General features: G+C 34.0%; 13 protein-coding genes. 4 read left to right on the top strand and 9 right to left on the bottom strand.

What is annotated here, in order from left to right:
* Nucleotides 1-42 precede the first annotated feature (42 nt).
* The 3 genes from AB8B65_RS04560 to AB8B65_RS04550 all read right to left on the bottom strand — a co-directional run bounded on the left by AB8B65_RS04560 (nucleotide 43) and on the right by AB8B65_RS04550 (nucleotide 7362).
* Complete coding sequence (locus tag AB8B65_RS04560) at nucleotides 43-1641, bottom strand: T9SS type A sorting domain-containing protein (RefSeq protein ID WP_405299674.1); 1599 nt, start codon at nucleotides 1639-1641, stop codon at nucleotides 43-45.
* Nucleotides 1642-1717: 76 nt separating this feature from the next.
* The gene (locus tag AB8B65_RS04555) at nucleotides 1718-5080 is read right to left on the bottom strand and encodes a discoidin domain-containing protein (RefSeq protein ID WP_405299673.1); all 3363 of its coding nucleotides are present in this window, start codon (nucleotides 5078-5080) and stop codon (nucleotides 1718-1720) included.
* Nucleotides 5081-6339: 1259 nt separating this feature from the next.
* Nucleotides 6340-7362: a LacI family DNA-binding transcriptional regulator gene (locus AB8B65_RS04550; protein ID WP_405299672.1), complete on the bottom strand. Its 1023-nt coding sequence runs from the start codon at nucleotides 7360-7362 to the stop codon at nucleotides 6340-6342.
* Nucleotides 7363-7521: 159 nt separating this feature from the next.
* On the opposite strand from AB8B65_RS04550, the gene AB8B65_RS04545 reads away from it, so the two are divergent.
* From AB8B65_RS04545 to AB8B65_RS04530, 4 genes are all read left to right on the top strand, one after another.
* A complete protein-coding gene (locus AB8B65_RS04545; protein WP_405299671.1) occupies nucleotides 7522-10137 on the top strand; it encodes a TonB-dependent receptor in 2616 nt (871 codons plus the stop codon).
* A 243-nt stretch (nucleotides 10138-10380) separates the two neighbouring features.
* Nucleotides 10381-11697, top strand: a complete 1317-nt coding sequence (locus AB8B65_RS04540) for an MFS transporter (RefSeq protein WP_405299670.1) — start codon at nucleotides 10381-10383, stop codon at nucleotides 11695-11697.
* Nucleotides 11694-12869, top strand: a complete 1176-nt coding sequence (locus AB8B65_RS04535; RefSeq protein WP_405299669.1) for a glycoside hydrolase 100 family protein — start codon at nucleotides 11694-11696, stop codon at nucleotides 12867-12869. Before AB8B65_RS04540 ends, AB8B65_RS04535 begins: the two co-directional genes overlap by 4 nt.
* Nucleotides 12869-13810: a carbohydrate kinase family protein gene (locus AB8B65_RS04530; protein WP_405299680.1), complete on the top strand. Its 942-nt coding sequence runs from the start codon at nucleotides 12869-12871 to the stop codon at nucleotides 13808-13810. The genes AB8B65_RS04535 and AB8B65_RS04530 overlap by 1 nt, the downstream gene beginning before the upstream one ends.
* 341 nt (nucleotides 13811-14151) lie before the next feature.
* On the opposite strand, the gene AB8B65_RS04525 is transcribed toward AB8B65_RS04530, so the two are convergent.
* The 6 genes from AB8B65_RS04525 to AB8B65_RS04500 all read right to left on the bottom strand — a co-directional run bounded on the left by AB8B65_RS04525 (nucleotide 14152) and on the right by AB8B65_RS04500 (nucleotide 22371).
* Nucleotides 14152-15147 carry a hemagglutinin protein gene (locus AB8B65_RS04525; RefSeq protein WP_405299668.1) on the bottom strand — a complete coding sequence of 332 codons (996 nt, stop codon included), beginning with the start codon at nucleotides 15145-15147 and terminating at the stop codon, nucleotides 14152-14154.
* Between the two features lie 12 nt (nucleotides 15148-15159).
* The gene (locus AB8B65_RS04520) at nucleotides 15160-16323 is read right to left on the bottom strand and encodes a hypothetical protein (protein WP_405299667.1); all 1164 of its coding nucleotides are present in this window, start codon (nucleotides 16321-16323) and stop codon (nucleotides 15160-15162) included.
* A gap of 100 nt (nucleotides 16324-16423) precedes the next feature.
* Entirely contained in the window at nucleotides 16424-18001 is a 1578-nt protein-coding gene (locus tag AB8B65_RS04515; protein ID WP_405299666.1) for a tail fiber domain-containing protein, read from the bottom strand.
* A gap of 28 nt (nucleotides 18002-18029) precedes the next feature.
* Nucleotides 18030-19283: a T9SS type A sorting domain-containing protein gene (locus AB8B65_RS04510; protein ID WP_405299665.1), complete on the bottom strand. Its 1254-nt coding sequence runs from the start codon at nucleotides 19281-19283 to the stop codon at nucleotides 18030-18032.
* 4 nt (nucleotides 19284-19287) lie between these two features.
* Complete coding sequence (locus AB8B65_RS04505) at nucleotides 19288-19428, bottom strand: hypothetical protein (RefSeq protein ID WP_405299664.1); 141 nt, start codon at nucleotides 19426-19428, stop codon at nucleotides 19288-19290.
* 177 nt (nucleotides 19429-19605) lie between these two features.
* Nucleotides 19606-22371 carry a helix-turn-helix domain-containing protein gene (locus tag AB8B65_RS04500; protein ID WP_405299663.1) on the bottom strand — a complete coding sequence of 922 codons (2766 nt, stop codon included), beginning with the start codon at nucleotides 22369-22371 and terminating at the stop codon, nucleotides 19606-19608.
* Between the last annotated feature and the right edge of the window lie 161 nt (nucleotides 22372-22532).

Here is a 22532-nt window from a genome sequence, read left to right as displayed (position 1 = left end):
AGAAAAGACGGTTTTATACTCTTGCGTTTATTTAGAATAGGGTTATTCTATCATCACTTTTGCTGTCTTTATTCCACTGTTGGTATATAACTTAAAAACATATAATCCAGGAATTAATTTACTGGAATCTACTGTATATACATCTGTAGTAGAGTTCTTAATTTTCTCTGTTAATAAAAGATTTCCTGTAAAATCATACCCTTCTAGCTTATAAGCTTTTTCATAGTCACCTATTTCTATAGAAAATTTGTCTTTTGCGGGATTAGGATATACAATTAAAGCTTCTTCTATATGTACAGGTGGCTCTATAAGTAAGGGTTCTTGTACAGTGGTTAAAGATCTATTAGCTACTCCGTTAGTTAAGGTGGCAGTTGAGGTTTCTATAAAACTTAATATAGAATTCATTACAACTTGGTTATTAGCATATTCTGTAGGATCATGCCACCAGTCAGGTATGTTTTTTGGTCCATATTTTCCTCCTGCATCGCCTTCTAGGCAATCGTCATTGTCGCAATCAGGTTTTACTTCTGAAAACTTATAAATATCAGGGACTAATAAACTATTTGAGTACGTAGTAAGCTCTGAATTTATTGCACTACTACCATTCACTACTGGAAATTTCCAATCTCCTTTAGTACCAAAAAGCAAAAAACCTTTATACGCTTCTCCCGTTCCAAAAGGTACCACTGCATCTTTACTATGATGAAGCATAAAGAGTGCTTTTGGTCTGTTAGTTACGTCATGAGTCCAACTAAGATCACCGATAGCTCCAGAAATACTTACCGTTATATCTGGAACAGGATTTTCTGCGGATGCTACAGGTTGGCTAGATGTTCCCATGAATGGTGTGTCTAAGCCACCAAGATCGTATGTTTGTCCATCGTACCAATTATATGTATAACCTGGTCTACCAAGCTCCTTTCTTTTAAATTTTCTTTGCCTATATTGAAAATTAAAACCATGTTTTGTTGGCTCTGGTCTGTTTACATCGTTTAGATAGAGATTGTGCAAGCCAATAAACGCTCCAGAACTCCAGCCTACATAAGTAAGCGGTTTAGTTTGATCCGAACTGTAATTAACGTCATTTATTGTTCTAGCATATCTATTGATTACTCTAATATCCTGAAGAGCTCTCCATATTGCACGGCGAGCGAGCTCTTCTTGGTACATACACATTCCTAATCGATATTCTGGTGCTATGACAATATATCCTCTTTTAGCTAGCCATTGAGGTATTGTTTTGTTCTCTTTTTCACTCCAAGGAGATAGAAAACCACCGCCATATCCGTATACAATTACCGGCAAAGGTTCGTCAAAAGCGTTTTTTCCCGTTTTTACTGTTGGCGCATATATGTGTAATTTCATGCCGCCTTTATAGTATACCTCTGTATTATCAGTTTCTATATAACCGTGCGTAACATTTAGTAAAGCAGACATAATTGGTCCTCCTTTATGGTTCTTTGCCCAGGGTGGATTGTAATTAGTCATTGTCTCAATATATGATGTGATTTTATAAGTTTCTCCATCTTCCTCAAGATCATAAACATCGGAGTTTATATTAACGTTTTGTGCGGAAACCGCTGTTATACCTACTAGAAAAAAGCTTATGATAGTTAGGTATGAATATAAATTATTTTTCATTTTATTAATTTTTAATTATAATTTTAAAAGAATAATTGAACTGATTAATTATCAGAGGTATAAAGTATAGTATCTTTTAATTTCCCCATAACGTGAGTGAATTCATTATGCTGTTAAAATCTGATGTTATATTTACCCAAATATTTCTACTCGCATTTACATCCGTAGCTGTAAGGATTTCTCTATAAGGTAAATTGATTAATGATTCACCCCAATATCCTGTAGGCACATCTTCATCTAAAAGAAACTCTGCATACGTCATGTTTTCACCTAAATAAAAGTTTACCGTGTATACATGTCTATCTGGAAAATTATGAGCTAAGTCATTAAATGCCTGATTCATCGTATCGCTTTTAACAAGAACTATAGTATGATAGTTTTTGTTATCATATTCCCCATCATCATCGGATCGTACACTGGCCACAAAAAGATCATTTTTGAGAGATGCAGGAGCTGTATTTGCTGTAGTTCCAGTTGCTGTCAAGATAGCATTAAGAAAATCAGTTTTGTCTTGTGCTGTTTCAAACCACTTGTTACCTTGATCATCATAAGGATCTAAGAATTCTAAATCATCTTTTAATAAATCAGAATCAATAACTTCAAAAAGAAATGTTTCCCAAGTTCCAACTGCTGCTCCTTTAGGATACAATACAGCATTCGTTGTATTCCAATTAGCTTGTATCCATTTTCCAGTAAAAGTACTTTTTAGTGCAACTTTTCCATCTCCCAGAGGTACCCATTCAAATTGTTCCCATGTACCCATAGCATTCCCTGCCGCTCGTACTGGAGCGTTTTGATTATTACCTTGTACTTGAACATATTTATTATTCGATTTTGCAAATAATGCAACGCCTCCATTAGGATGTTCTTCTACAATAAACTGCTCCCATGCTCCAAGTGATGTTGCTCTGGCAATAAGCTGATTGTCATTAGCACTTTGTTCGGCTGTTACAAATCTATTGTTACCACCACCTTTACGTAATTGTATCGTTTTTCCTATTGGAACTGCTCTAACTCCAAAGACTTTTACTTCGGCAAGCGAAAGTGGTGAACTTTCATCTTGTACAATTTGTACATAGCTTCCTATTGCTTCATTGGCATTAAGAGTCAATGAGCCACTTACAGTAGTGGTCGACGTATACGTATAGGTAACATTTCGATTATCGTCTAATACGTTTACCGTAAAATTTTCCAGGCGATCTACACAGCAGTTGTCTGTTCTATTGTAAATTACGATATCACCAATAATATAAGTTTCATCTAATGCAACTTCCCACCATTCACCAATTCCGGACTCAGTATGGGTAACAGATCCATTACTCCATCTTCCATTCTGGTCATCGTCTATTGCTCTTTGAGCAATTCCTCCGTGTGCATCAGTAGATTGTGTTGCTGTACCTAATAAGGCAATGTTGTTGTAATCATTATCAGGTGTAATTACTTCTATATATTCGGCAAATTTTGTAATATCACCATAGCGTCCATCATCAAGGTCAGTTACTTCTAACATGATAAAGTCTGCGAATCCGATGATTTCATTACCTAATTTTTCAGCTTCTACATTACTTCTATAGATTCCCCATTTTGGACGAACAAAGCAGTCTGCATCACTAATATCGCCAGACTCACCAGAAGCTTTCCAGGTTTGTAAACTGTAGGACTCAAAGGTAAATATTGGATCGTTTATACTCCCATTAATAGGATCATAAGCCAATAATTCATAGCGACCTTTATCCGATACGTCAAAATGTACTTTTTCTACAAACTGAATCCATTTTCCCTTTAATAGATTTAGATCAATTACATCTACTGTTACTTGAGAATCTGATAATCCAGCATAGCGTAATTTAAGTACTTGTTCACCTGTATCGGAACTGGTAACTTCACCATCCGCATCTGCAGCATCTACCTTACTTGTTGCTGTTAATGTAATAGTTGGCATACCAAAATGGTCACCTGCTACAGGCTTGATTTGGTGTAAGTGTGTAAATTTGTTAGATCCTTTAAAGTCTGATGGCAATTTCATTTTCCATGCATAGAAATGGGTTTCTCCCTGAATACCTTTTTGAGCATCCTTAGAATCATGTTTGGTTTTTATCTCACATCGCATTCTATCGTCGTAAGCATCATCCGTTCTACAGCGTTCAGTATCTTCATTCAAATGCGAGTGAAAATTAAAAGTATACTTACCTAAAGTTTCATCCATTACCTGTTCAATGTGTCTTTGACCTTCTGTCCAAGAGACATCTGTTAATGTGGAGTGATCGCTACAATCTGAATGTTCAACACAACCAAAAGCACCAGGAATATCCGTAGAAAGATCTGCATCATTTGATGCGTCTCTCCATGATCCAGATTCATACACTTGTGGATCTAAAAGTTTACTGTTTATATATTCGTACGCATCACCACCCATTTGAGAAGGATCTGCATATAGATAGGTTTGCTCATAACTTTCCCAATTTAGATCCCTTGGAGTTCCTTTTGGAGATGATTTTGAACCATATTGCGTTAGTGTTAGATTATCAATATAAAATTGTTGTTCATCAGTATCAGAAAAACACTGGATCTTTATCTGGGTTGTTGTGGTTAGGCTCGCAGTATTTAATATTACGTTACCAGTAGTATCATCGTTTGCTAAAATATTTCCTGGGATATTTATGATGATGTTCTGACGCACTAGATTTAAAAAATCTTCACCATAGGTAAGTCTCTTGATGTGTTTAAAGGTATATCCAGCATCTGTGGATATAGAGATATCTACATAATCAGGTCCTGGGACATATACATTGACAAAATCTCCATCAATGTTTGGAACTTGTGCTGTATCAAGTATATGATCATCTTTCATTTTCATATTGTAAGACACAAATGAAAAAGCTAAATCTAGATCTTCAGTTTCAGTAAAATCTAAATTGTTAGTTACAATAGAAGAATACGTGGGTTTTTGAAATCCTAAATCAACACCATCTGATGTGCCATTAGATTTTCCAGAAAAGAAATTCCTTAAGCAGGCACCATATCCACCTGAATTATAGTTGTCATCAAGAGCAAGATAATCCGTAATATATACATTTCTACCGCCATCTCTCCAAATACCCCAATCTGATGTACTTGCAAATCCTTGAAAATCAGTTTCATTTACAGTTGCAGTGTTTACAGGATCCGAGCTTGCTATGACAGTGTCTTCACTTAATTGGGGAGCAGATCCTCCAGTATAGCTTATTTTTACATCATCGATATAAATTTTTGTAACATCGTCATTTAAATAGCTTTTAATTCTAAATACCATTGTTGAGGTCATCGCTGTACCAGAGGGTAAATCTATACTATTAGCTTGAGACCAATAGTTTCTTAACTCATCACCAGGTATACCGCCAGTATCTCTTGTTAGTCCACAGCTTGTCCGACAAAAAGATATTGCCTGTGGTAGAATCAAATTATAGCAGTCTGATTTACAATCTGCCTCCCATATAGATTCTGTACTCTTATATATGTCCTCTGCAGCTAGGTAAAAGGATCTCATAGTATCCCAAGTTTCGCCTCCATCAGTAGATACTTGGACTACAAATCCACCATTTGAAGGTGTATCTCCATTTGAGTTTAGAATAATATAGTTAAATTCTAGTTCAGCACCAGTTTGATTAGACATATCAATAGGTTTGGTGTAAATGGAGCCATAGTTAGGTTTAGTTGCATCCGCTGGTTTGGTAATTACAAAACTATAATCGCCCCAATACTTCTCACTAGATTTTTGATAAGCATTAGAACCTCCGTCAATCCATATTCCGTAATAGTCAGTTCCGTTTCCGGCCAAATCATCACCGAGATTATAGATATTTTCTACATTTTCGAAGCTCTCTTCATTATAGAGAGTTGTCTGCGCTGTCATCGTAGAACTGATGAGCATCACTAATAATAACTTTAATAGGTTTTTCATAAGCTTTATATTTAAATTCTTAATTAATTAGAAACCTTAATTTTTTTTTGAAAATTCTGGCTCTTTTTCGTTTTGTAAAATTGACGTTTTTTAAGGGTTTAGTTTTAAATTATGGGTTAGCAAAAGGTTAATGCGCCCTCAAAAAGAGGTTAATAAAAGGTGTACTTGCAGCTGTAGTACAGGTATTTACGCTTTAATGGCATTTGTTTTACGGGAATACCGTAGTTCTAAGTTTTTTTTCTGTACACTAGTTTCTCTTTCGTGGAATATGAAAAAGAATGAGGCTTTTAAAAATAAAAAGGAAGGTTTAATTAAAATAGATTAAGAAACTAAAGCTTGGAGATAATTGACCTAAAGTTTCTGAATATGAAGTCCAATATATAGAACTAAAAAATGTTGAAAATTTATTTTATAAGAATAAGAGTCCATGTTAATAATGCAACATGTTCTTTTACAAACAGACTAATTCTATTTGAATCTTCAATCAAAAAGTTCGAACTTTGAAAGTTTGAGGTCACATCAAGCGAAGCTGTCTAAAAAGTCATAATTTCGTCAAACCGAATCAAGTTCGGTTTCGCATAACAGTTAAAAATCAGCTTTATGAGTTTCTGGATCAAGTCCAGAATGACGACTTTTGAAACTTTCCAGACAGCCTCATTTGCAGTATTGAGTGTTATGGGATCATGAAATAATCCCTTCGCGGTTGCAAGAAAACCTCACCATTTCTAGTAAGGATTTCTTGTTTTAAGTATTAAGATTTAAGATCGGGTAGAATTTCGCTTCACTAAATTCGTTTCCAGTTCAATAATTTTAGGAACAATATCTTTTTTCTTTTTCTTAGCTTTTAACTCTTTGAATAACTGCTTGAATGCTATTTTTCCCATTTCAAAACCTGGTTGATTTATAGTAGTCAAAGAAGGCGTAATAGCAGAAGACATAAACCAATTGCTAAAACCAACAATAGAAATATCTTCAGGAATTTTAACACCTTGTCTATTAAACTCTGTAATTGCACCAATGGCAACCAAATCGGTATTCACAAAAATGCCATCAACATCAGTATGTTCAGATAAAATTTTCTTGGCAAACATTTCGCCTACTTCAAAAGTCATATCATCAAATAAATATACCAAAGAAGGGTCGTATATCATATTATTATCTAACAGTGCTTTTTTATATCCGAGAAATCGATCAATAGCATTTTGAGGTAACAATGGACCTCTGAAATGTGCAATGCGTTTACAGCCAGTATCGATCAAATGTTGTGTCGCTATATACGCCGCTTTTCGATCATCAATAATAACTTTAGAACATTTGACAATTTTGGCAATCTTATCAAACATTACAATTGGTTTCCCTTGATCTATGATATCAGTAATGTGTTTAAAATCGGCAGTTCCGTTAGCGAGCGATATCAAAATGCCATCAACACGTTTACTTACTAACAAATCGAGTTGTTTCTTTTCTAACGCATACGATTCATTTGATTGTAAAATAATAACCAAATAGCCTTTCTTTTCTGCTTGACTTATAATACCTTTAATTACACTCGAAAAAAAGTGATGTACAATCTCAGGAATAATCAAACCGATTGTTTTAGATTCTTCTGTTCGTAAATTTACAGCGAAAGCATTGGGCTTATAGTTCAATGTTTCGGCAAGCTCTTTAACTAAAGCACGGGTTTTTTTACTAACATCAGGGTATCCTTTTAAAGCTTTTGATACTGTAGTAATAGAAATACCTAAAGTTTCTGCGATATCTTTTAAAGTAACTGGTTTCATGGAAACTAAAATAGTTTTTTTATTTAAAGAATGACTAAAATACAAAATCGAAAACGTTTTCGGTAAAATCGAAAACGTTTTCGATTAGAAAAATGCAAAATAATAGCATCATAAATATAATTTAGCTAAAAATTAATCCAAAAAACTATTAATAATACAATGAAAAACTATACTAACTTAAAAGGTCTTTGTTCCTTATTGTTACTTTTGGTTACGACATTATCATTTGCGCAAACCAAAATTTCAGGTACAGTAAATGATCAAAAAGGAATGCCGATCCCAGGCGTAAACATTATTCTTGACGGAACTACAAAAGGAGCCGTTACGGATTTTGATGGAAAGTTTGCTATCACAAATGTGGAAGATGGAACTTATACATTGAAAGCTTCTTCAATAGGATATGCAACCTACAGTGAATCAATAACAGCAAACGGAAATGCTATTGCACTTAAAATAACATTAGCAGACGATGCCGAATCTTTAGATCAAGTAATTATTACAGGTGTAGTAAATCCGAGGTCAAAAATAGAATCGAGTATATCTGTTACAAGTATGCAGCCTGCAACTATAAAACAATCGGCACCTAGAACTACCGCAGAAATTTTTAGAACAATTCCAGGTATTCGTGCAGAATCATCTGGAGGAGAAGGAAATGCAAACATCGCAGTACGTGGTGTGCCAATATCTTCTGGTGGATCTAAATACGTACAATTACAAGAAGATGGCTTACCTGTATTATTATATGGTGATATTTCTTTTGGAACAGCAGATATTTTTACTCGATTTGATTATAACGTAAAAAGAATAGAAGCAATTCGAGGAGGTTCCGCGTCAACATTAACGTCAAACGGACCTGGTGGAATTATCAATATTATCAGTAAAACAGGGAAAAATGAAGGCGGAGCCATCGGAACTACATTTGGTCTTGATTACAACTCGTTCAGAACTGATTTTAGTTATGGTTCAAAAATAGGAGATGGTTTATACTTTCATACTGGTGGATTTTACAGAGCAGGAGAAGGTGTCCGTGAAACAGGATTTACTGCCAATAATGGAGGGCAATTGAAATTAAGCTTAACAAAAGAATTTGAAAATGGATCTGTACGTGTGTATGCTAAATACCTTAATGATAGAGCTGCTGCATATTTACCAATGCCAATACAAGTAACTGGTACAAACAGCGATCCAGATTGGGGCAATGCACCAAACTTTGATGCTACTAGAGGATCATTGCACAGTGCCAACTTAACACAAACAGTACGATTGGGTCCTGATGGACAAGTACAAAGAGGTGATGTGACCGATGGAATGAATCCAATTTCTACTTCTGTGGGAATGCAAGCTAAGTTCGATTTAGGAAATAACTGGAAAGTAAGCAACAATGGGCGCTTTTCTTCTAACAGAGGTGCGTTTGTTTCTCCATTTCCTTCGCAAGTAGCGGATGCAAATACAATTGCAGATTCTTTCGGTGCAGGTGCTACCTTAGCATTTACAGACGGATCTGCGGTTAGCGGAAACAGTTTGGTAGCAAGAATACACATGTTTGATGTAGAATTGAACAACTTTAATAACTTTATGAACGATTTTAAACTTTCAAAATCGTTTGATAATTTAGACGTAACAGTAGGATACTTTAAATCTTTCCAAAGCATTTCTATGTCATGGTTATGGAATTCATATTTACAAGAAGTAAACGATGATAATGCACGTTTAATTAATGCATTTGATGCAACAGGTGGCGCACTAAGTGAAAATGGTTTGTATGCGTATGGAACTCCTTTTTGGGGAAATTTACACAGAAACTATGATACAGACTACAACGTATCTGCACCTTATGTAAACTTTACGCTAGAAGCTTCTGAAAAATTTACTGTTGATGCAAGTTTACGTTATGATTCAGGACGTGTTTCTGGTTCATTTACAGGCGGAACAGAAAGAGAATTTGATGTCAACAATGATGGTGTTATTTCTGTACCAGAGCAAAACGTATTTGCCGTGGATACTGCAAATCCTACTGCCGTAGACTACGATTATAACTATGTATCGTATTCATTAGGATTGAACTATAAATTACAAGACAATCAAGCTGTTTTCGGACGCTACAGTAGAGGTGCTTCTGCAAAAGCAGATCGTATTTTATTCTCAGGATTAGACTATTTAGATGGAGATCGAATCAATGCATTAGATTTTATCAATCAGGCAGAAATAGGGTATAAGAGAGGTTTTGAAAACGGAGCAATCTATGCAACAGCTTTTTATGCAAAAACAGAAGAAGAAGGCGGATTTGAAGCATCTACAAATAGTATCGTTGAAAATGATTATAAGTCGTTAGGTATTGAAGTAGAAGGTTTCTACAGGTTTAATGATTTCAGTTTACGCGGAGCAATTACTTGGACAGACGCAGAAGTAGATTCAGGAGACAACGCAGGAAACACACCTAGAAGACAACCAGATTTCATCTATAACGTAATTCCATCCTATAACTTTGGAAATGAAAAACAAAATTCACTTGGATTAAGTTTCATAGGACAATCGAAAGCATTTGCACAAGACAATAATGAATTGGTAATGCCAGGATTTTTAATCGTAAATAGCTTTGTTAATGTTGGAATTACAAAATCACTAAACGTAAACATAGCAGCAAACAACATATTTGATTCTTTAGGAATTACAGAATCAGAGGAAGGAAGTATTGTAGAAGGACAAACAAATATTGTAAGAGCAAGACCTTTACCTGGAAGATCAATCTCTCTTACATTACAATACATGTTTTAATTATTTGAATACCATAAGTTTTTTAATTAGTTTAAAAGAGTTGATGTCAACTGATATTGACTCTTTTTCTCATAAAAATGACATACTATGAAAAGCTTTTTTTATTGCTGTATACCATATTTTCTTTGTGTATATTGAAATAGATTAAGTTTCTTATTTTGAAGATACTACGATTAGTAAGTAACTAGTTGAAAAGAGAAAAAATTGTATTTAAAAATATTCTAGAAAAAATAACTGAGCAGCATGAAGTTTAAGAAACCTAAATTAAGTTTTTGGCAAATATGGAATATGAATATTGGATTTTTCGGAATTCAGTATAGTTTCGGATTGCAACAAAGTGCAGTGACTCCAATTTATGATTTTCTAGGAGCTGATCCATCACAAATTCCATTATTGCATCTTGCCGGTCCAATGACAGGTCTGTTAATTCAACCATTAATTGGTGCCATGAGTGACAAAACGTGGCATCCAAAATTTGGGCGAAGAAAGCCGTATTTTTTTATTGGTGCTATGATTTGTAGTATCTGTTTATTAGCGTTTCCTTTTAGTAGTTCTTTATGGATGGCTGCAGGTTTGCTTTGGATATTAGATGTAGGAAATAATACGGCAATGGAACCTTATCGAGCTTTTATTGCAGATAAGTTAGAAAAAGAGCAGCAACCGTTAGGATTTCAAATGCAGAGTTTCTTTACTGGTTTGGGACAAGTGTTAGCCAATGTCTCTTTATTTATATTTCCAATGATTTTTATTGGAACAACAGGTTCTTTACCAACTTGGGTGTATGCATCCTTCTTTTTAGGAGCAGTTTGTTCTATTGGTTCCATTTTATGGACTATGAAAACCACAGATGAAATTCCGCCAACAGATGAAGAGTTATTAGCTTTAAAAAGTGAAAAACGAAGTGTTTTTTATCCTTTTATTGAAATATATGAAGCCATTGGCGATATGCCTAAGGTAATGTGGCAATTGGCGTTAGTGTATCTATTTCAATGGTATGCGTTGTTTTGTTACTGGCAAAACTCTTCAAAAAGTATTGCACTCTCGGTTTGGAATGCCACGCCAAAAAGTAATCCGGAAGCGTATGAACAAGCAGCAAGCTGGACAGGTTTGGTAAATGGTTGGTACAATGCCGTTACTTTTTTAGTTGCCTTTGCGTTGGTTGGATTCGCAAAAAAATACAGTCCAAAAAAAGTACATGCTTTTTGCTTATTACTAGCAGCCATTGGATTTTTAATATTTCCGCATATAGAAAATAAAAATTTATTATTCTTTGCCATTACTGGATTTGGAATTGGTTGGGCAAGTATGATGGGAATTCCATATTTAATGGTGGTACACAAAATTCCAAAAGAGCGTTACGGTGTATATATGGGAATTATTAATATGATGATTGTCATTCCAATGTTGCTTCAAACCGTATCATTTGGCTATATACTAGAAAATTTTTTAGACAACGATCCGCGAAATGCCATCACATTTGCAGGCGTATTATTATTAATTAGTGTTGTATGTACATTATTAATTCAAACAAAATCAAAAGAAAAAGCTGCAATTACATGATAAATCAATCATACATACAAGCTAAAAAATTACTTTTTAAAGCGAGTTCTGAAAAAGGCTTTTTGGCGAGTGCCGAAAATATCACAAATTATAAACGTGTTTGGGCGCGTGATGGTGTTATTTGCGGACTTTCGGCTTTGTTAGATGGTGATGAAACTTTAGTGAAAACATTCAAAAATACATTGCAAACGCTTGCAAATCATCAACATGAATTAGGACATATTCCGTCCAATGTTTTTTTTAAAGAAACGAATGAAGTTGAAGTTAGTTTTGGCGGATTGGCAGGTAGAGTAGATACGATTTCATGGTTTATCATTGGTGTTTGTAATTATTGTTGGATAATGAATGATGATGAATTGCTAGAAAAATTACTTCCAAATATTGAAAAAGGCTTCAAACTATTGGAAGCATGGGAATTTAATAACAATGATTTAATATATACACCACGATCTGGGAATTGGGCAGATGAATATATTACGGAAGGACATACATTTTACGATCAAGTGTTGCGTTTATGGGCATTGCGATGTGTACAAAGGTTAAAACCTTCAGAGAAGTTTCAAACAAAAATAGATCGCATCACAGAAAAACTAAACGGAAATTATAGAAAAACGAGCTATCAAACACCTTTTCATCCAAAGGCATACAACAATTTGGGAGATACTTCTTATTGGATGGCTTCGGTAAATCCTTCAGGTTACCAAACGATGTTTGATGCGTTTGCAAATTCCATTGCACAACTATTACAACTTGGAGATGCTGTTTTTCAAAAAAGCGTAACTAGCTATTCAGAAGAATTGCGAGAAAGCTTACCGCTAAATTTATTGCCTGCATTTTGGAAACCAATAAAGAAAGAAGATGACGATTGGAAATTGCTTGTCAATAATTGTAAGTATGAGTTTAGAAATTTCCCGTATGAATTTCATAATGGCGGTACTTGGCAAATGGTAAATGGCTTTTATGGAATGAGTTTGGTAAGTCAAAATTACATAGAAAATCCTCAAAGTGTGTTGAAAGCAATACAGCAATTAAACGCTAAAGAGAATTATGGTTTCTATGAAAATTTCAACACAAAAACTCAGAAAGCTATCGGAGTTCCACAATGTACATGGAGCGCCGCAGGAGAACTATTATTAGAACAATACATTAACGGAAAAAGATTATTAGTTTGATCACAAATAAAGAAATAGATATTCTTTGCGTAGGGGAAGCCTTGGTCGATTTTATTGGACATCAAGAAGGTGTGCTTACCAATAATACCAGAGATTACCATAGATATTTAGGCGGATCGCCAACCAATGTAGCAATGAATACGGCACGTTTAGGACTTAGCACAACGTTGGTGGCAAGTATTGGCGATGACGGATTGGGCGCGTATATTTTAGAACGATTACATGAAGTTGATATCAACGTTGACTATGTTAAAACTGTTGCAACAAAACCTACATCAATTATTTTTGTATCACGATCTTTACATACGCCAGATTTTATTCCGTACCGAAATGCAGATGTTTTAATTACAGAAGATCAAATACCGACAAGTTTACTTGAAAAATCAACTATTTTTCATACTACTTGTTTTGCACTGAGTAAAAATCCTGCTCAAAAAACAATCATTTCAAAAGCAAAAGAAGCATCTGAATTAGGGTGTAAATTAAGTATTGACATTAATTATTCTGAAAAAATATGGCAGGATAAAGAAAATGCGTTGCAAATTATCAAGGAATATTGCAGTTACAATCCGTTAGTAAAAATTAGTGAAGATGATGTTTCGCGTTTGTTTGATGATGTTGTGTTAACTCATGAAGAAATTTTTAAATTCTTTCACGATTTAGGTGTAGATTTGGTTTGCTTGACTTTAGGGAAAGATGGTGTAAAACTATCACAACGCAATCAGAAAATAATTGATATGCCAGCCATAAAAATTAATAAAGTCATGGATGCAACTGGTGCAGGAGATGCTTTTTGGTCAGGTTTTCTATTCGCTTATTTAAAAAAGAATTCGATTGAAGATTGTTTACATATCGCCCTAAATCTTGCCGCTTTGAAATTGCAAAATGTTGGGAGGTTGCCTAATAATATTAATATTTTATCGGAGCTATTGAAAAAATAAAGCCACACAGTTTTCATAAAATTATGAATCGCTTGTAAATCCGCCATCAAAAAGTTCAAACTTTAAATTCACGGGGCACAAGACAAAGATCTTACTAGAAATAATAAGTTTTTTTTTAAAGAATAGGAGTGATTTTTAGGTATGATCCTGAAAAAAACTTTATTAAAAAAGTAATACAATTTACCTGTTGTGCATTTTACGATTGAAAATGAGTCAAATTTGTATCGAGAATAGAATATTTTGTACTAAACAGTTCTCGACACGATTTTTCGCACCTCAAAATCACTCGAAATGACGCTTCGTTATACTTTTGAATTCAAAATGCACAACGGGTTACAATTTTAGTTTTCAGGTAATTGTTCTAGAATTTGATAGGTGCTAAAATTTAAAAAATTCCCAGGATGTGCCAATACGTTTTGTAAAATGATAGGTGTATCAGGTGTTGTTCCTGTATATTGTGTGTTTCCGTCCAAATTGACATCTTGGGTGTTGTATCCGCTAACTACAAATGTTGGGAAGTTTAAAAAGTTCCCTGCATCGTTCAGCACGAGCGATAAAATACTTGGCGAATCGGGCGTAGTTCCTGAGTATTGTACAACTGCATCACCATTTGCATCACCTGTCCACATAGCTCTTGTTCCTGTAGGTATTCCAGCAGTTGTTTGCGCATTAGTACCAAACGTTTGTGTTGTTGGATTGGTAAAATCTACGCTCGTCATAGTGTTATTGAGCGAAATTACATTTGCAGACATGATTCCTAAATGATTTCTGTGCTTTACTGCTATATAGTAATTGGTTGGTGCTGCATTTAGTTGTAGTGTTGAAACACCATCTACATCAACAATATCACCATCTCGTTGTACTAATGCTGATTGCGATCTTATTATTTTTGTATTGTCATTTGCTTGGCGTATTTCTAACCAAACCCAATCTACAATATCATCTTGTGGTATTCCTGTTCCAGAAGTCCCACCAAGATTGAAAACAGTTGTTACTGCGGTAGCTCCATCTGCATAAGGAGATGTTGTAGGTAAGTGATTATTCGATCTTAGGTCATCATTCATCAATCCGGCAATAACTGAATTTAAAAGTGGTCCTTGCAAGAATACTTTCGGATTGATATTAATTTTAAAATCAGTCGTGATAAATCCTTCGGAAACAGAAAGCGTTGTTGTCGTATGTTCTTGTACGTTTGTTTCCCCGATTGTATAGAGTATTTCTATTCCTCCTGCTGTAGCAGATGCTCCGCCACTATCAATATTGTATTTTTCGATAGTTTGTGTAAATCCAATATGACTTATGAGCAATAGTATTGGTAGTATGTATCTTGTTTTCATAAGAATCATTTTTTATAGTTTATAAATCACAAATTGAAAAGTTGTAGGTGCTAAATTTCCCGAACTATTAAATGTACGCACTTGTATATCGCCTCCTCCATCGACTACAATAGAGGAAGTCCTAAAAGCTGTGGAATACGGTGTTATTAAACATGATGTATTGCCAACACTTATTGGTACACTGTTAACACTAATGGTGATAACGTTCGCATTAATACTAGCCGTGAAATTACCTGTACCACTTAATACATTTCCATCAGATTCTACAGTACCATAGGCTATAGGAATTAAATTAGCATCTCCAGTTGGTGTACGTTGAATTTCTGCATCAAATTTAGCGTTACCATTTTTATAGACTGTTAGTGCATTATTTTTACTGTTACTACTACTCCCATTACCTATTTCAAATAATGGATCAGAAGTAGACCAAGTTAATGGATCTCCTCCACCAACATTATACCTGCCAATAGCTAGAGAGTTGTAAGATTCAGCTATTGTTCTATTACCCATTGCTGTTGAAATAGATCCAGATGCTGTAGTTAATAAACCCATTGTAACTGAAGTCGATCCAGTTGCTCCTCTTGTTGTAGATATAGCTGTTGTACTAGCATAGGTTAAGTCTACTGCTTTATCTCCTAAAGGTCCGAAAGAATTAGGGTGACGATTTGTAAGTGCCCAACCAAAAGCAAAAGGATTGCCATCTTGCTCATTGTACCTTAGCAAACCTGGTGTTAGTATTGAAGGACGGTTCGTCAAATCAGAATAACTACCACTAAAAACATTTCCTGCAGTTTCAGCATGTTTTGCATAAGGCACTGCTTTAAACTCAGTAGCATCAAAATTTATAGTACCGCCACTATAGGTAATTGTTGTTTGTAAAAAATGTACGTCTGCACTCCAATTTATATCATCAAATACACCAATACTTGGAGAAGAATCCGTGCCTATAGTAAGTATTAATAAGCCGTTAATATCTGTTGTGTAGTTATGATCTTCTTGATATACAATGGTACCTGCAGCTGTAGTTTGATGTATGGTAAATTGTACATTCATAAAAGTAGTAGCAAGCACATTGCCACTTGCGTCTTTTAAAATGGCTTTGTAGTTAATGCCTTGTTGGGCAAGTATTGTACTGCTAATCAATAGTAATACGAGCACTGTAAGTTTTGTTTTCATCTGTTTATATTTATTGTTTTTTCGGTCATATGTTGTTCGTTATTAATCATTTTGTTAGATGAGAAACTTTTTAACATGCTCGTTTCATAGTAGTTGACTATTAGTTGTTTGCCGCTTCTAGCGCATTCATGCGTTGTATTAATAATAGGATAGCTGCGTTTTGTTGAGATGTTTCTAATGCTTGACTATCAATTTTTGAGTTTTGAGCTTCAATAATAGTTTGCTGCTCTTGTAGTGCTTTTATCAGTATTGGAATAAGCTCAGAATAAGACAAGGTTAACAAGTCAGATTCCTTAACGTAATGTGTAATACTTGGAAATATTTCTTTTACTTCTTGAGATATCAATCCTACGTTTCGTTTGCTGCCTTTTTGATCTTTCATAAGATAACTTACAGGATTTAGTTGCATCACTTTAGCAAGTGTACCATCTTCTATAGATATGATGTCTTTTTTTACACGTCTATCAGAAATAGAACTATACGTTCCGCTACTTTCATTAAAAAAACCGCGATAACTTCCGTTTTTGTAGATACTTAAATGCCCTGTATTAACAGTTGAAAATTGCCAAGAACCACCTGTGCTTATGTTGTGAATACTAAACGCGTTTGTATAATCACTAGATGTGGGTGGACTATTTTCATGAGCAACTTCAAGCAAACTAGAAGGTATTGCTCTACCGATACCAACTTTACCATTTTTTAAAACCGTTACTGCATTGTTACGATTATCATCATCAACACCATTACCAATTACAAATAGCGGATCAGTAACGACCCATGAACCTGGAGTACCGCCTCCAATATTATATCGCCCTAGAGCAAATGAATAATAAGAATCTGCTTCTAATCTAAGACCAATGGCGGTAGCACCAAAACCTGATACATTACTCCATGACCCAATTACTGTAGCACCAACGCCTGAGGCAGAAGAAGCATATCCATATGTTATAGAACCATTTCCTGAGGCAGAAGAATAGCTTCCTATTACCGTAGATCCTGCTCCTGAAGCATTTGAATTATAACCTCTACAAAATGAAGAATCTCCTGAAGCTACTGAGCCAGGACCAATGGCCATAGAATAATCACCGCTAGCACCTCCAGATACATCTCCAAAAGTACTAAAGTCGATGGCGCCCTCACCTATTGGTAAGTGAGAATTTGGGTTACGGCCAACCAATCTCCAACCAGTTTTATCTTGTGTACCATCGTTTTCTGTAATTTGCTCTAAGCCACTCGGTAGTGTTGTAGGTTGGTTAATCAAATCGTTGTAATCTCCGCTAAATACATTGGCTGCAGTTGTTGCATGCTTTGCATAAGGCACCGCCATAAATTGTGTAGTTCCTAGGTCTATTAAATTACCTCCATCGACACTCACTTGTACATTAATAAAATGCTCATCATTTCCCCAATTAATAGTATTGAAATCATCTACAGTATTACCTTCTCCAATAGTTAGTATAACAAAGCCATTTGCGTTTGTAGTATAAGCATGCTGCTCTACATATACTTCGTTTGTTAGCGCGTCACCTTCATAAATGGTAAATTGTAGAACTATATTTGTATTGGCTACTATAATACCCGAATCATCTTTGATTAAAGCCTTATAATTTATGCCCTGTTGCGCAAAAGTTGAAACTGTTACGAATAGTAAGATAAGTACTGTAATTATTTTTCTCATGAGCTTATTTTTACGTTTTTCACTATTTTTAATTGATTCTAATTTTTTTAGTAAGTATGCTGTTGTCCATATGGATTTTAACCAAATACATACCTGCTGCTACATGACCAATATCAATTTTTGTTTTTCCTTTCGTTTTAAGAATTTGTTTTCCTTGTAGATTATATAATGTAACCGAGTGAACAGGTATTGAAGTATTGATATTGATATAATTTGCAGTTGGATTTGGATATACAACAACTGAATACGAGTCATCATTAATTGCGTTGATGCTTAGTGTAGTAGCATCAAAAGCAGCTGCAGCAATCCAAAATGATACGGTACGACTTAAGTTTCGCCAATCGTCAATGTCTGAATTCCAAGCTTGATATATAAGTTCTATTTCGTTATTATCTGCATCAAAAGTTCGTAATTGCCTAAATTGATTTCTCCAAATATTATCAGCGGTAACCCATTCTTGAATTATGAGTTCTGTTTGATTTCCTAGTGTATATGTATACACAAAACGCTCAAAGTTTCTGTAGGTGCCACTTATTCGTAATTGTCTGGTTCGTTCTGTAAGTTGTTGTAATGCATTATAAGTATATAAAGTCTGCTCAGTTCCATTTGTATTAAAATTGTTTTGACCTCCATTAAATCCAAATTCCTCTACTTTTTGTAATGCTCCAAAACTGGTATAACTGTATTCTTTTTTTTCTACATTCAACCAAAAATCTACATCTTCAAAATAAATTTGCTCAATTTCTTGAGTTAATCTGTCAGAAGCTATTTCGTATTCATATAAGTATCTGTCTTCAGGAACAAGACTAGAACCATCAAGTTCTTCAATCGTTTTGGCAGCAACATTGTTTCCATCATAGATTTTAGTTTCTCGTCTTTGGCTTCTCCAAATATCATTCACTCTTATAGCATATAGGAAAACAGTTTCATTATGCTGTGCATTGTACGTATGCGTATCTCTTGCACTATTTGACCAAGCGCCACTATTCCAGTTTTGCTGTATGCTTTCGGTTATGTTATTTAAGGTATTATAGTCTTTATTAAATTGATAAAAGTTTACCCAATTACCAGTTCCGCCATTTGCTATCAAGCGAAGTAGATTGGTTTCTTTTGTTCCTTCGTAATCAAATGTGTATAATTCTCTTGTGTTATGAGACCAACTATCGTCCGCATTAGACCATGAAAATATATGGATAGAATCTCTTCTGAATTCAGTTTGTGCTGTATGTTGTTGAATGCTTAAGAAGAATAGTATGCAAAAAATTGAGTAGTGTTTTTTCATAGTATTATTTTTTGAAAGTAGTTTTTTGTATCACTTTATTTTCGTTAATAATGCTTAAGGTATAGGAGCCTTTTTTAAGATTGCTTACGTTTAAGTAAATCGTATCGGTTAATACTTCTTTTAATTCTCCCTCGTATAATTTCATTCTCTTTATAAGTTGTATTTAGAATAACTTTATGAAGGTAAAAGTAGTAGTGTAGTTGTGTGAAGACTATAAACATTGTAACAAACACTATGACTATTGTAACATTGCTTAAAACACAGGAAATACCTGTGTTTATTTAGGATAAACACTTAAAAGAAAGGGTGAAATAAAGTGTGTTTATGTATTCTTTTTTGCGTATTGTGTAGGCGTACAATTGTATACTTCTTTGAAGCGTTTGCTAAAATATGCTGGATCATTAAAGCCTACACTATAGCCAACTTGTGATACGGTAGTATCTGAAGTTTTTAATAAATCGGCAGCTAATTTTAAACGTTGCGAATTAATAAATTCTGTAGTTGTCATGTTAAATAACGCCTTTAGTTTTCGGTGTAATTGCATTCTACTCATGCCTGCTACCTGGCAAAAATCTTCTATGCTAAATGCGGAATCTACAAGCTTGTCGTCTAAAATTGATTGTATTTTGGTTAAGAAAGATTCATCTGTAGAATTAATACTAATATCTGTGGGTTTTAGCACAATTTCTTGACTATACCGTTCCTGCATTTTTTTACGCGTCTCAATTAAATTTTTGGTTTTTACAGCTAATAGTTCTTGATTAAATGGTTTGGTTATATAATCATCTGCTCCAGTTGCTGCGCCAATTATTTTATTTCCATCGCCCGCTTTTGCAGTTAATAATATGATTGGAATATGACTTGTACGTTCGTCGGTTTTTAAAGTTTTACTAAGTTCAATACCATCTTTTATAGGCATCATAATATCACTTATAATAATGTCCGGAATGTGCGCTATTGCTAAATCAATTCCTATTTGTCCGTTTTCAGCATGTATTATTTTATAATCATTTTTAAAAATAGAATCGACATACATGCGTACATCCGTATTGTCTTCAACAATTAAAAGGATTGGTGTATCTTCATCAGAAGCGTTTTCATCAGTTAGCATCGTTGTAGAAGTTACGATGTCATTTTCTAATACTTCTTCAACCTCAACATCTTTATAATTGGCTTTTGCAATTGGCAGCATAACTTTAAAAGTGATCCAATTTTCAATACTTGTAGCAGCGATTGTCCCTTTGTGAAGTTTTACAATTTCTTTGACTAATGAGAGTCCAATTCCTGTTCCTTCTTTGTCTTCATCAATTTGATAAAAACGATCAAATAGTTTCGAAATTTCTTCAGTTGTCAACGGTGTCCCTGTGTTTTTTATTTCGAAGTGAAATTCATTGTCTTTTACAACTGCTTTACAGGCAATTTCTCCGTTTTTGGGAGTGTATTTTACAGCATTCGATAACAGATTTGTAATAATTTTTTCAACAATATCTTTGTCAAACCAAGTTTCATGAGTTGTTGGCTTTATGTCGATTTTAAATTTTAAAAGTTTTTGCTTTGTTGTAAATCTAAAACTATCAACTAAAATTTCAGTAAAAGTAATTATGTTGCTGTTTGCTATATGCAATACGACTTTTCCAGATTCTATTTTTGAGACACCTAATAACTGATCTACTAAGGAAAGTAAACGATCAGAATTTCGTTTCATCATTTCAAGATTATTACGTTCATCATCAGGTAAATTTTCCTTTTTTAGTTGTTGTTGAATTGGACCAGAAATGAGCGTTAACGGTGTTCTAAATTCATGAGAAATATTGGAGAAAAAGTTAGATTTATCTTTATCTAGTTCTTTTAATTTTTTAGTAGTTTTTTGACGATTTCGATATAAAAAGAAAAAGAATACACCCGCTATTGAGGTAATACTGATAATTCCCAATAACCGATTCCGTTGATTTGTTTTTTGCTTTGCTACTAATTCATTCTGAGATTTTAAAAGCGCAATTTCTTGTTCTTTTTTTTCAGATTGAAATTTTAATTCAATTTCTTCAATTTTTTCAACATTTTTAATCTGCTGCACTTCTTCCATAATTTCTTTTGCAGATTTTAAATACAGATATCCTTTCTTGAATTCGTTTTTGCCAAAATAAGCTTCCGCTAGATTATAATCAATATCGTGATAGATCTCTTTTCTAGCAGATTTTGATTTACCCAACATTTCTTTTGCATAATCCAAGTGACGTATTGCATCAATATATTTTTCAGTTGTATTGTATAATTTCCCTAGTTCTAAATTAACTACCGAAATGACTTTAAAATTAGTTATCGCCTTTGCTTTTTCTACAGCTTTTTCCTGATAAATTATCGCAGAATCTAATACGTTTTTGCGTAACGATATGTTTGCTAGTTTATTAAGTATTAATGACTGTCTAATATTATTATCAATTTCTACACTAATCTCTAAGGATTTTCTATAATAATACGCTGAGGTTTCTAAATCGTTCTTTGCTAAGTATACATCTCCTTTTTTGTATAATAAAATAGCGCTTGGTACTTTAAAACCTATTGAATCTGAAACCTTTAAACCATCATTTATATAAGGTATTACTTGATTTATTAGTAAAGGTTCATCATTCAATAAAGACTTCATTAAAACATCACAGATACCATTTTTTGTCATCACCGATACGAATGATTTCCTGTTGATTGAAGTAAAAACAGAATCTGCTTTGTAGTAATAGTTTAGTGCTTTTTTGTCAAAAGAATTATTGTAATACCAAGTTGCTTTATAATAATAATTCCATCCAAGTAAATTTCTATTTTTAGTAGACTTGAGCAGCGATGCTTCTATTAAGTTTAAAAAACGAAAAGCCTCGGATTCATTTTTATTTAATCTAGCTATCATAGCTCCAACATTAACTTTTAATGAATCGTGAGGTTGATTTGTTGTTGTAAATAACTCTTCTGCATAATACGTGACACTGTCTGTGTTTCTCAATTCATAATGCTCAATCAAAGAATCATATAAAGTTCTCCATTTAGCATCGCTTTTTGTGTTTTGTGCGATTGTATGACAAGAGAAAAATAATAGCATACATAGTATCGAGCTTTTTTTTAGAAAACTTGAATTTATTGAACAATCGAAGAATAGAAAACACATACTAGTAAATGGTAATGATATCAAATTTTCCGGGAAAATTATCTTTATTAAAATAATTCAATCCATGTGCTTTATAAAATTAGACATTTTAAGTT

Origin of the sequence: Kordia sp. (assembly GCF_045105435.1) — a bacterium.
Taxonomy (GTDB): domain Bacteria; phylum Bacteroidota; class Bacteroidia; order Flavobacteriales; family Flavobacteriaceae; genus Kordia.
This window is presented reverse-complemented; position numbering and strand designations above follow the sequence as displayed.

Coding starts and splice junctions, on each gene's coding strand:
- AB8B65_RS04545 (WP_405299671.1), top strand. CDS start 7,522: ATGAAAAACTATACTAACTTAAAAGGTCTTTGTTCCTTATTGTTACTT.
- AB8B65_RS04525 (WP_405299668.1), bottom strand. CDS start 15,147: ATGAAAACAAGATACATACTACCAATACTATTGCTCATAAGTCATATT.
- AB8B65_RS04535 (WP_405299669.1), top strand. CDS start 11,694: ATGATAAATCAATCATACATACAAGCTAAAAAATTACTTTTTAAAGCG.
- AB8B65_RS04520 (WP_405299667.1), bottom strand. CDS start 16,323: ATGAAAACAAAACTTACAGTGCTCGTATTACTATTGATTAGCAGTACA.
- AB8B65_RS04550 (WP_405299672.1), bottom strand. CDS start 7,362: ATGAAACCAGTTACTTTAAAAGATATCGCAGAAACTTTAGGTATTTCT.
- AB8B65_RS04510 (WP_405299665.1), bottom strand. CDS start 19,283: ATGAAAAAACACTACTCAATTTTTTGCATACTATTCTTCTTAAGCATT.
- AB8B65_RS04500 (WP_405299663.1), bottom strand. CDS start 22,371: ATGCTATTATTTTTCTCTTGTCATACAATCGCACAAAACACAAAAAGC.
- AB8B65_RS04515 (WP_405299666.1), bottom strand. CDS start 18,001: ATGAGAAAAATAATTACAGTACTTATCTTACTATTCGTAACAGTTTCA.
- AB8B65_RS04540 (WP_405299670.1), top strand. CDS start 10,381: ATGAAGTTTAAGAAACCTAAATTAAGTTTTTGGCAAATATGGAATATG.
- AB8B65_RS04505 (WP_405299664.1), bottom strand. CDS start 19,428: ATGAAATTATACGAGGGAGAATTAAAAGAAGTATTAACCGATACGATT.
- AB8B65_RS04560 (WP_405299674.1), bottom strand. CDS start 1,641: ATGAAAAATAATTTATATTCATACCTAACTATCATAAGCTTTTTTCTA.